At 72.3% G+C, this 9,517-nt stretch carries 11 protein-coding genes; 5 read left to right on the top strand and 6 right to left on the bottom strand.

Going from position 1 to position 9,517, the window contains the following annotated elements:
• Positions 1-9: 9 nt before the first annotated feature.
• Genes ACIRSS_RS08040 through ACIRSS_RS08030 form a run of 3 tightly spaced genes read right to left on the bottom strand, consistent with a single transcriptional unit; the run spans position 10 to position 3,597 of the window.
• Positions 10-2,274, bottom strand: coding sequence for a phage tail sheath family protein (locus ACIRSS_RS08040; protein WP_400892000.1), 2,265 nt, complete (start codon positions 2,272-2,274; stop codon positions 10-12).
• A 28-nt stretch (positions 2,275-2,302) separates the two neighbouring features.
• The gene (locus tag ACIRSS_RS08035) at positions 2,303-3,028 is read right to left on the bottom strand and encodes a carboxypeptidase regulatory-like domain-containing protein (protein WP_400891997.1); all 726 of its coding nucleotides are present in this window, start codon (positions 3,026-3,028) and stop codon (positions 2,303-2,305) included.
• Complete coding sequence (locus ACIRSS_RS08030; protein WP_400891994.1) at positions 3,025-3,597, bottom strand: DUF4255 domain-containing protein; 573 nt, start codon at positions 3,595-3,597, stop codon at positions 3,025-3,027. The genes ACIRSS_RS08035 and ACIRSS_RS08030 overlap by 4 nt, the downstream gene beginning before the upstream one ends.
• A gap of 155 nt (positions 3,598-3,752) precedes the next feature.
• On the opposite strand from ACIRSS_RS08030, the gene ACIRSS_RS08025 reads away from it, so the two are divergent.
• From ACIRSS_RS08025 to ACIRSS_RS08010, 4 genes are all read left to right on the top strand, one after another.
• Positions 3,753-3,959: a hypothetical protein gene (locus ACIRSS_RS08025; RefSeq protein ID WP_372661925.1), complete on the top strand. Its 207-nt coding sequence runs from the start codon at positions 3,753-3,755 to the stop codon at positions 3,957-3,959.
• 112 nt (positions 3,960-4,071) lie between these two features.
• A complete protein-coding gene (locus ACIRSS_RS08020; RefSeq protein WP_400891992.1) occupies positions 4,072-4,797 on the top strand; it encodes a BTAD domain-containing putative transcriptional regulator in 726 nt (241 codons plus the stop codon).
• 242 nt (positions 4,798-5,039) lie between these two features.
• Entirely contained in the window at positions 5,040-6,032 is a 993-nt protein-coding gene (locus tag ACIRSS_RS08015) for a response regulator transcription factor (protein ID WP_400891990.1), read from the top strand.
• A 113-nt stretch (positions 6,033-6,145) separates the two neighbouring features.
• The gene (locus ACIRSS_RS08010; protein ID WP_400893411.1) at positions 6,146-6,925 is read left to right on the top strand and encodes a glycoside hydrolase family protein; all 780 of its coding nucleotides are present in this window, start codon (positions 6,146-6,148) and stop codon (positions 6,923-6,925) included.
• On the opposite strand, the gene ACIRSS_RS08005 is transcribed toward ACIRSS_RS08010, so the two are convergent.
• The 3 genes from ACIRSS_RS08005 to ACIRSS_RS07995 are packed head-to-tail and all read right to left on the bottom strand — an operon-like array spanning position 6,910 to position 8,918.
• Complete coding sequence (locus ACIRSS_RS08005; RefSeq protein WP_400891988.1) at positions 6,910-7,350, bottom strand: VOC family protein; 441 nt, start codon at positions 7,348-7,350, stop codon at positions 6,910-6,912. The genes ACIRSS_RS08010 and ACIRSS_RS08005 overlap by 16 nt on opposite strands.
• Complete coding sequence (locus ACIRSS_RS08000; protein ID WP_400891985.1) at positions 7,334-8,047, bottom strand: SDR family oxidoreductase; 714 nt, start codon at positions 8,045-8,047, stop codon at positions 7,334-7,336. The genes ACIRSS_RS08005 and ACIRSS_RS08000 overlap by 17 nt, the downstream gene beginning before the upstream one ends.
• Position 8,048: 1 nt before the next feature.
• The gene (locus ACIRSS_RS07995; protein WP_400891983.1) at positions 8,049-8,918 is read right to left on the bottom strand and encodes a DUF427 domain-containing protein; all 870 of its coding nucleotides are present in this window, start codon (positions 8,916-8,918) and stop codon (positions 8,049-8,051) included.
• A 91-nt stretch (positions 8,919-9,009) separates the two neighbouring features.
• On the opposite strand from ACIRSS_RS07995, the gene ACIRSS_RS07990 reads away from it, so the two are divergent.
• Complete coding sequence (locus tag ACIRSS_RS07990; protein ID WP_400891980.1) at positions 9,010-9,510, top strand: CGNR zinc finger domain-containing protein; 501 nt, start codon at positions 9,010-9,012, stop codon at positions 9,508-9,510.
• Positions 9,511-9,517 lie beyond the last annotated feature (7 nt).

The following is a 9,517-nucleotide window of genomic DNA, read 5'->3' as shown; positions in this document are numbered from 1 at the left end:
TTTCAGTGGTCAGACGAGCTGGGGCTCGCGGGTCTTCTGCTGGATCCGGAAGATCACGAACTCCGCCGGGAACACGGGCGCCACGCCGATCACGCAGATGAGCCTGCCGTTGGCGATGTCGTCGTCGGTCATCGTGGAGCGGTCGCACTGGACGAAGAACGCCTCGTCCGCGGTCGTGCCGGCGAGCGCGCCGCTGCGCCAGACGGTGGTGAGGAAGTTCGCGACGGTCTGGCGCACCAGCGCCCACAGCGACTCGTCGTTCGGCTCGAACACGACCCACTGCGTGCCCTCGTCGATCGACTCCTCGAGGAACAGGAAGAGCCGGCGCACGTTGACGTACTTCCACGACGTGTCCGAGGACAGCGTCCGCGCGCCCCAGACCCGCTGGCCGAGGCCGGGGAAGAACCGGAGCGCGTTGATCCCCCGCGGGTTGAGCACGTCCTGCTGGCGCTTGGTGACGTCCTGGGCGATGCCGTCGGTCAGCCGGATGCCGCGGATGACCGCGTTGGCCGGCGCCTTGTGCACGCCCCGCTCGACGTCGGTGCGGGCGTAGATCCCGATGATGTGCCCCGACGGCGGCACTTCGACGAACTGGTTGGCCGAGGGGTCGTTGACGACCAGCCACGGGTAGTACAGCGCCGCGTACTTGGTGTCGAAGGGCTCCCGGAACGCCTGGATCCCCTCGATGTCGAGGCCGTCCTGCGGGTCGAGGACGGCGAAGCGGTCCTTGAGCTGTTCGCAGTGGGTGACCAGCGCCGACTCGACGGTGCCGGCCCACACGCCCGGGACCGCGCAGATGGCGATCTCGTCGATGTCCTCCAGCGCCACGATGCCGGTGCGCTTGCCGCTTCCGCCGTCGGTTCCGACGAAGTCCCCCACGTCGAGGCCGGCGAACGCGTCGTCGCCGTCGTCGGCGAGGCTGATCCACGAACCGGTCCCGGGGGTGGGGAACTTCGTGGGATCGGTGCTGAGGCCGTCGAGCGCCGTGCCCCGCACCAGCCGCGACCGGCTCGCCAGGGTGCCCACCACGCTGCCGGGTGCGTCGCCGAGCAGGCGCAGGTCGCGGAACGTCTCGGTCACCGAGCCGCCGCCCGGGTCGGTGAACCGCGTGTCCACAGTGGACTCGACCAGCCGGAGCCGGGCCGTCTCGAACACCTTGTCCGGGGTGTCGGCGTCGAAGGTGACGACGTCGTCCGGCCCGACCGACACGACGTTCAGCGTGCTCAGCCGGTCGCCGGTGTCGAGCTGCGTGGCCGCGCCTTCGTACAGCCGGCTCGATCCGCTGATCCGCAGCCGGGGACCGGCGCCGGCGTTGGCCAGGCGCACCCGGCGCACGGTGAGACCGGCCTTCCACGGCGCGTGCGTGGTGCCGTCGGGGAAGGTCAGCGTGACCTTGCCGTCCGCGGGCTGTGCGACGGTGACCGGGAACCGCCGGTCGTCGACCAGGATCCAGACCTCGTCCGGGAGCGGGCCGGGGTCGAGCCCGGGTACCGCGTTGACCTGGATCGACGGGGAGTCCTCGCCGGCCTCGGCGGCGAGCGCGGTGATGAACAGCGCGCCCTCGTTCGGGTCGGGCAGCGCGGGGAGCGACGCGCTCACCGAGGGCTGGATCCGGACCTGGACCGCCTTGCCCCACGACCCCGGGCTCGACGCGGAGAACCGCAGGCTCGGCGTGCCGGCGCGGTCCTTCTGGACGTAGTCCCCGCGAGCCGCCTTCACCTCCGAGGTCAGCGCGGTGCCGAGGGTGACCCGCCCGGTGGTGGCGTTGTACGCGGTGATCGTCGCGTGGCCGATCTCGACGTCGTCGCTGCCGCGGAAGACGGTGATGTCGTCCGCGCCGGTGAACCCGACCAGGTGCCCGAGCTGCAGGGTGGTGGCCCCCGCCGCGGCGTCCTGGGTGATCGCGCTGACCAGCCCCGTGCCCAGGGTGCCGGAAGCGGCTTCGGCGGCTTGGCTGGCGACCCGCTTGACGTAGAGCCGCTGGCCGCCGTTGTCGAAGAACCCCTTGACCGCCAGCGGGAACAGCCACCAGCGGCCGCCCTCGGTCGGGTTGTTCGCCCAGGCGTCCCGGATCGCCGGGTCGGGCTCGGGCAGGAACCCGCCGAACGTCGTCCGGAACTCCAGGAAGTTCGTCACCAGCTTGGGCTTCCCGTCGGTCGGGCCGCGCTGGGTGACCCCGACCATGCCCGCCGTGCTGGTGCTCACCCCCGCGATCGGCCGCGGCCCCGCGTCGACCTCCTCGACGTAGACGCCGGGGCTCAGGTACTCGGGCATGGTTTCGGCTCCTTCTACTGCTCGGTGCTCAGTGCTCGGCGATTTCGATGACGTGCCGGACGTTCCGCCCGGTGGGCAGCCGGACCTCGACGGCCCCGGTCCGCCCCGGCCGCTCGGTGGCGGTGAGGTGGAAGACCTGCACCGGCGGGGGCCCGGCGGCCGGCTCGCCCTCCCAGCGCAGCGCGAGCCGGAACGCGCCCGCCGCGTCGGTCAGCGTCCGCTCCAGCCACGCGATCCCGTCGCGGATCGTGACGCCCCGGGCCTCGACCAGCGCGTTCCCGACCGGTGCCCGGGTGGCCGCGTCGACGACCACGCCGTACACCGTGCGGACGCCGGGCCCGTACGGGTACGCGGTGCCCGGCAGCAGCCGCACCACGCGCGGCTCGCTTTCGACGGCGGGCGGCGTGGTGTCGTCGTAGGGGACGGCGACGAACTCGATCCCGGCCACGGCCGCGTCGAAGTCGGTACCGTCCGCGGGGTACAGCGGCGCGAGCCCGGTGGCGGCGAACCGGACCCGGAACCGCTCGGGCAACGCCCCCGGGCCCCGGCGCCGGCCCAGATCCGGGTAGGCGATCGCGGCGCTCGGCGTGCGGATCGCCGGGGTGTCCTGCGGCACCCAGGCGTTCCCGTCCGGGTCGAAGCGGTCCAGCTCGGCGCTGACACCGGCGGCCCGCGGGCGCTGGGCGAACTCGTCGAAGGGCACGAACCACGCCGGGCTGTGCAGGACCGAGGTGCCGACCGGGTAGCGGATCACGGCAGCGGCGCCCCGGTGATCGTCCGGCTGCGCACGAGCCGCAGGTCGGCGACGTCGAGCGAGTCGAGGTTGACGACCCGGACCTCGTAGTTCAGCGACAGCCGGTAGGGCTTCTGGATCGCGTACCAGATCCACGACTTCTGGTCGAGGGTCAGCGGCGTCAGCGTGAACTGCAGCGCCTCGGTGGTGCCGGCCATGCTGCCGGTCAGCTCCTCGCCGGTCCAGATCGCGTCGTCGTAGAACACCTGCAGGGCGCGCCCGATCATCTGGTGCTGGGTCTCCTGGCTGCCGCCCCACGGCGTGATCAGGTACCGCAGCAGCAGCGCCATCGGCGGCTTGCGGCTCGTGGGGGCGTTCGGCGGCAGCGACCGGACCGGCGGGCGGTTGCGTGACGTCGGGTCCTCGGCGACCTCGTAGAGGAACACCGTGAGCGTCGCCCGGCTCGGCCGGTCCTCGAGGTCGCTCAGCACCGCCGTCGGCGGCTCGGCCGGGTCCAGCCCGCGCAGCGCCTCGGTGAGCCGGTCCACGATGATCGTCGAAACGTCGGCGACGACGCCGAAATCGCCCATGCCAGTCCTCCCCTGCCAGCCGCGGCGAAGCATCGCAGGGGTGGCGTGGCGGGGCCGCGATCAACGCGTCGCGCGAGCGTCACCACGGCGTTCCCCGCCCGCACGTTGACGGGGTGGCGACGCGGCGGTGACAGGCGGGCGCGCATCCTGCGTCGGTGGAGGCTCCCGAGGAACGGTCCGGCAGCATGGTCCTTCGTGCCTGGCTGGAAGGCGGCCAGGCCGGCGAGCTGCGCGTGCGCATCCTCTCCACCGTCGGCACGGCCGAGCCGAAACCGCTCGCGGTGACGTCCGCGGAGGCGGTGCTCGCGGCCGTGCAAAACTGGCTGGACGAGCTCGGATCAGGCCCGATGACGTTTTCGTGACGCCTGGTCGACGCCACTCGATCGATAATTCGCGTAACGTTTCCCACACGGGTCGCGAATTGCCGTGCGGTGGGGTCGATCCGATCGGTGGCGGGCGTAGGTTGGGGAGCCGATGCGCACTGACGTGACAGAGATCGTGACATTGCGGCTGCTGAAGGGATTCACGCTCCTGGTGGCGGACGACCCGGTGGCGTTGTCGTTCAGCGCGCAGCGGCTGCTCGCGTTCCTCGCGCTGCAGGACCGCCCGCGCACCCGCACGTACGTGGCGAGAACGCTGTGGCCGGAGGCGACCACGAGCCGCGCCAACGCGAACCTGCGCTCGTCGCTGTGGCGGGCGTCGCGCAGCGGGCACCAGGTCATCGACGCGTCGGTGCACGAAATGGCGCTGGCGGGCAACATCAGCGTCGACATCCACGACGCCGTCACGCGCGCGCACCGCCTGCTCGACAAGTCGTGCCTGTGCGACGACATCCTGAACCGCCGGACCCGCGACGACCTGTCGGCCGACCTGCTGCCCGAGTGGTCGGACAACGAGTGGGTGCTCATCGAGCAGGAGCAGTACCACCAGCTGCGGCTGTACGCGTTGGAGGCCATGGCGAAGCGGCTCACCACGGCGGGCCGCCACGGCGAGGCGGTGGCGGCCGGCCTCGCCGCGGTGCGCGCGGAACCGTTGCGGGAGAGCGCGCACCGCGTGCTGATCGACGCCCACCTCGCGGCCGGCAACCGCGCGGCGGCCCAGCACCAGTACGAGCAGTGCCGCGGGACGTTGCGCGAGGAACTGGGGCTGGAACCGTCGGAGTCGCTCCGGCACCTCCTGCCGCACATGACCGCGCACTGACGGTGGTTTCCGGGAATGGTCCGGCGAATCATCCGGCGGTTCTTCGCCGAATCACGGTGAATTCGCACGGAATCGGCTCGGCGCTGACGGGATTCGCATTGAATGGGTCTCCACGGCACTCCTCCCTCGTTCGGTGAACCCGTCCACGGTGGCAGCGCACCGGCCGCGGTTCCATCGCTCGCGGGGTGACGGAAACCGCGCGCGGCCTCATCGCGCGGGCGCGCCGGGAGGATGATGGCCGGGTGCCACCTGACGACCCGGACGAGCGGGCCCGGCTGCGGGTCGACGCCGAGACGACGCTGATCCTGCGGGAGGCGTTCCACAAGATCGACGCCAACTACCGCGGCGACCACTACGGTCTCTACGACTACGCCCGGGCCGTGATGAGCAAGATCGTTCCCCTGGACCACTTCTACGTCGGCTTCTTCCACGGCGCGAACCGCGTCCGCTACCCGTACGGCTACGACGGCGGCATGTACACCGATCCGGCGTCGCACATCTACGGCCCGCACGGCCAGGCCGCCTGGCTCCTCAAGCACCGCCAGACCTACCGGATGCAGTACGACGGCGGCGCCGCGCTCAACGCCGGCGTCGCGTCCGGCGACACCAGCCGCGCGTCGGCCGACGCCGTCACCACGCCGCTGTTCCGCCGCGGTCGCACGGGCGAGCCGGTGGTCTTCGGCATGATGTCCATGCAGAGCTACCGGCCGCACACCTTCGACGACAACTCCGTCCGCGCGTTCGAGTGGCTGGCCGACCTGGTCGCCCGCGTGCTGACGACGGAAGCCGAAAACGTCGACGCGCTGCGGCGGCTGCCCGCCGACGCCGCCGGCGTGCCGCCGCTGGTCACCGCCGACCACGTCGTCGAGTTCCTGTCGTCGCGGGTGGCCGACGTCCGGCAGCGGGCCCAGGACGCCCTCGCGAAGCCGGACGCGGACGCGCTGCGCGAGGCCCTGCGGCGCATCGTCACCGACTGCCAGCAGCTCCAGTCGGACCTCGTCGAGCTGACGCTCAACATCGACAACGGGCCCGAGGAACGGTTCCGGTCGCTCACCGCCGCCGAACAGGGCGTCGCGGTGCTGCTCGGCAGCGACCTGCCGAACGAGCGGATCGCCCGCGAGCTGGGCGTCAGCCCGCACACCGTCAAGACGCACGTGCGCAACATCCTGGCCAAGTACCGGATGAGCGGCCGCGCGGCCGTGGCCGAGGACGTCCGCAAGCACCTGGCCCGCTGATCGGGCACGGCCGGTTCCCCCGCGCACCCCCGGTGCCGCCGCGATCTTGCCGCCCGGGCGCGCCGGGCGTTATCCAGGAGGCTCCTTCGACCGAGGAGCGGCTCGTGAAGAAGATGCTCGCCATCGTCGCCGTCGTCCTGCTCGCGCTCGCGGTCCCCGCGTCCGCGGCCACCGGCAAGAAGGGCGTCAGCGCCAACCCCTACCCCGGCGCCGCCACCGCGCTCGCGGACGTCGGGGCCCGCTGGTTCTACACGTGGGCCGCCGACCCGCAGGGCATCGCGGTCCCGTCCGGCACCGAGTTCGTGCCGATGATCTGGGGCCGGGACTCGGTCACGCAGGACCAGCTCGACCGCGCGAAGGCCGCGGGCAGCACGCTGCTGGCCTTCAACGAACCCGATCTGGCCGGCCAGGCGAGCATGTCCGTCGAGACGGCGCTCGACCTGTGGCCGCGGCTGCAGTCCACCGGTCTGAGGCTGGGCGCGCCCGCGGTGGCGTACGGCGGCGACGTCGCGGGCGGCTGGCTCGACCGCTTCCTGAGCGGCGCGGCCGCGCGCGGCTACCGCGTCGACTTCATCCCGCTGCACTGGTACGGCGGCGACTTCTCGACGGCGGCGACCGGGCAGCTGCAGTCGTACCTGCAGCGGGTGCACGACCGCTACCACCTCCCGATCTGGCTGACCGAGTACGCGCTGATCGACTTCTCCGGCTCGGCCCCGCGCTACCCGTCGTCGGCGCAGCAGACGGACTTCGTCACCCGCTCCACGGCGATGCTGGAGGGGCAGTCGTACGTCGAGCGGTACGCGTGGTTCTCGCTGTCGACGTCGACGTCCCCGACCGGGCTCTACTCGGGGACGACACCGAACGCGAGCGGCGTCGCCTACCGGGCGAGGTGACCGCGTTCCTGGACGGTCCACGTGTTGCCGTCCGGGTCGGCGAAGTCGAAGAAGCTCGCGTAGTCACGCCGGTCCGGATCGACGCCGGGCGCGAAATCCCCTTGCCAGTCCACGGACTTCTTGTGCCGCAGCGCGCCCACCGGCACGCCGCGACCGGCCAGTTCTTCGTGGGCCGCCTCGATGTCGGCGACCACCAGGTAGTGGTCCCGCGCCGAGCCGGGGGCCGCGGCGGTCAGGCCGACGCCGAGCTGGACCGACGCCGCAGACCCGGGCGGGGTCAGCTGGACGACCCGGAAACCCGCGTGCGGCGCGTAGTCGACGTCGAGGCCGAAGCCCACCTGCTCGGTGTAGAACCGCACGGCCCGGTCGACGTCGGCGACCGGCAGCGTGAGGACTTCCAAGCTGAGCTCAGACAAGGGGTTCACCCCCGTCGACACCGAGCGAGACCCCGGTCAGGAACGTACTGCCGAGCGCGAAGACGACGGCTTCGGCGATCTCTTCGGGCCGGCCGACGCGCCGCGCGGGGCTCGTCGCCGCGCGCGCGGCGAACAGCTCGGCCTTCTTCTCGGCCCCTAGAGCGTCGTAAGCGCCGGTGTCGATCGTGCCGGGCGACACCGCGTTCACCCGGATCGGCGCCAGCTCCACCGCGAGACCCCGGGTCAGCGCGTCGACCGCGGCGTTCGTGGCCCCGACCGCGAGCATGCCGGCGGCGGGCTTGCGCGCCGACGATCCCGAGAAGAACACGAACGAGCCGTCTTCGGGCAGCCGGGGCGCGAAGTGCTTGGCCAGCAGCAGCGGACCGAGCACCTTGACGTCGAACGACCGGAGCACGACGTCGTGGGCGAGGTCGCCCACCGCGCCGCGGGCCCGGGCCGACGCCGTCGAGACGACGTGGTCGACCCGGCCGAGCCGCTCGGCGAGCGCGGCGACGGAGGCTTCGTCGGTCAGGTCGACGGTGGCCGCCGTGACGCCCGGATCGTCGTAGGCGGCGGCCAGGACGGTTTCGTCGCGACCGGCGACCACGACGTTCGCCCCCGCGTCGCGGACGGCGAGCGTCACCGCGCGGGCGATCCCGCTGCCGCGGCCGACGACCAGCACCGTACGGTCCTTCAACGCACTCATCTCAGTTTCCCTTCCGGAGCAGCAGTTCGTCGGGGTCCAGGCCGCGGTCGACGCCGTGCGGGGTGACGGTCTGGCCCGGTTCGAGGGCCAGCTTGCGGTCGTCGAGGGTCACGTCGACGACGTCCGGCTCGAACGACACGAACCCGGACACCCGCCCGACCTCGGGCCAGGCTTCGGGGTACGACCAGGCCGCGCGCTTGCCGGAGCCGATGTCGAAGTAGCCGGCCAGTCCCTTGTACGGGCAGAACGTCTCGCCCTCGACCGGCGTCAGCGCGGTCATGTCGATGTCCTCGCGCGGCACGTACCAGCGGGGCGCGAAGCCGGACTCGTAGAGCACGACCGGGCGCCGGGTCTCGGCGACGACGCGGTCGCCGTCGCGGACGACGAGGTGGCGCGAGGTCTGCCGGATGTCGATGCGGTGGTACGGGTCGGCCGCGTGCCCGACGATCCGCTCGTCCTCCTCGTGGAAGGCGTCCATCGCCCGCCAGGCGAAGGCGACGCGGTCGCGGAGCACGTCCGCGTGCCCGGGCAGGCCGGTGTACCGCCACGCCGCGCGCGGCGCCTGCCGGTCGCCCGCGCGGACGGTGAACCACTCGGCCGGGCCGAGCTCGCGGTGCGTCGTCGTCCGGTTCTCCGCGGCGAGCACGTCGGCGCGGACGTCGGCGAGCGGGAAGTACGCCACCGGGTAACGGCCGGGCTCGTGCAGCAGGACGACGTCCTCGCTGTCGGCCACCCACTCGCCGCCGAAGCGCACGCGCATCCGCCGCCGCAGCGGCTCGGCGAACAGCAGCCGCTCGGGCAGCGGCTGTTCGACCAGGAAGTGCCCCACCGACCGCGTGGCCAGTGGTCCTTGCTGCCAGGCCAGTCCCATCTGCCTAACCCTTCTACTCGACTTTGATAGTTAGACAGGCAAGCACCGGTACTGTAACCTGTCAAGGGTGAGTTTGGAGGTTAGGCGGAAGATGACCGACGAGATGCTGCTCCTGGATCTACTCAACACGACCCCGGTGCGCGACGGCGTCCCCGAGGACGACCTGGCCGACCCGGCGGCTGCCCGGGAGTGGCTGGCCGCTCACGGGCAGCCGGCCACCGGTGACGAGCACCGCGCGCTGCTCGAAGCGCGGGCCGCGCTGCAGGGGATCGTGCGCGGCCAGGAGGCTCCGGCGGCCGCGGCCCGGTTCGTCGACGACGTGACCTACCGGGCGACCTTCGTTGACGACGGCGTCGAGTGGGTCCTCGACGTCCCGGCCGGGAGGTCCGCTGCCGCGCGGGCCGTCCTCGCGTGGGACGCGCTCGCCAAGTCGAGCCCCGGCCGGCTGCGCCCGTGCACCAACCCGGAGTGCCGGCTGTTCCTGATCGACCACAGCAAGCCCAACAGCGCCCGCTGGTGTTCGATGGCCGTGTGCGGCAACCGGATGAAGGCCCGGCGCCACTACCAGCGGTCCCGGACCGCGGCGGACTGAAGGAGAC

The sequence above is a fragment of the Amycolatopsis sp. NPDC101161 genome, assembly GCF_044768185.1.
In the GTDB taxonomy this organism is placed as follows: Bacteria; Actinomycetota; Actinomycetes; order Mycobacteriales; family Pseudonocardiaceae; genus Amycolatopsis.
Note: the sequence above shows the minus strand (reverse complement) of the source record. Positions and strands in the feature narration are given on the sequence as shown.

What these genes read in the sequence shown, in the direction of transcription:
- ACIRSS_RS08040 (WP_400892000.1), bottom strand. Translation starts at nt 2,274, where the DNA reads ATGCCCGAGTACCTGAGCCCCGGCGTCTACGTCGAGGAGGTCGACGCG.
- ACIRSS_RS08030 (WP_400891994.1), bottom strand. Translation starts at nt 3,597, where the DNA reads ATGGGCGATTTCGGCGTCGTCGCCGACGTTTCGACGATCATCGTGGAC.
- ACIRSS_RS08020 (WP_400891992.1), top strand. Translation starts at nt 4,072, where the DNA reads ATGCGCACTGACGTGACAGAGATCGTGACATTGCGGCTGCTGAAGGGA.
- ACIRSS_RS08010 (WP_400893411.1), top strand. Translation starts at nt 6,146, where the DNA reads ATGCTCGCCATCGTCGCCGTCGTCCTGCTCGCGCTCGCGGTCCCCGCG.
- ACIRSS_RS08000 (WP_400891985.1), bottom strand. Translation starts at nt 8,047, where the DNA reads ATGAGTGCGTTGAAGGACCGTACGGTGCTGGTCGTCGGCCGCGGCAGC.
- ACIRSS_RS07995 (WP_400891983.1), bottom strand. Translation starts at nt 8,918, where the DNA reads ATGGGACTGGCCTGGCAGCAAGGACCACTGGCCACGCGGTCGGTGGGG.
- ACIRSS_RS07990 (WP_400891980.1), top strand. Translation starts at nt 9,010, where the DNA reads ATGACCGACGAGATGCTGCTCCTGGATCTACTCAACACGACCCCGGTG.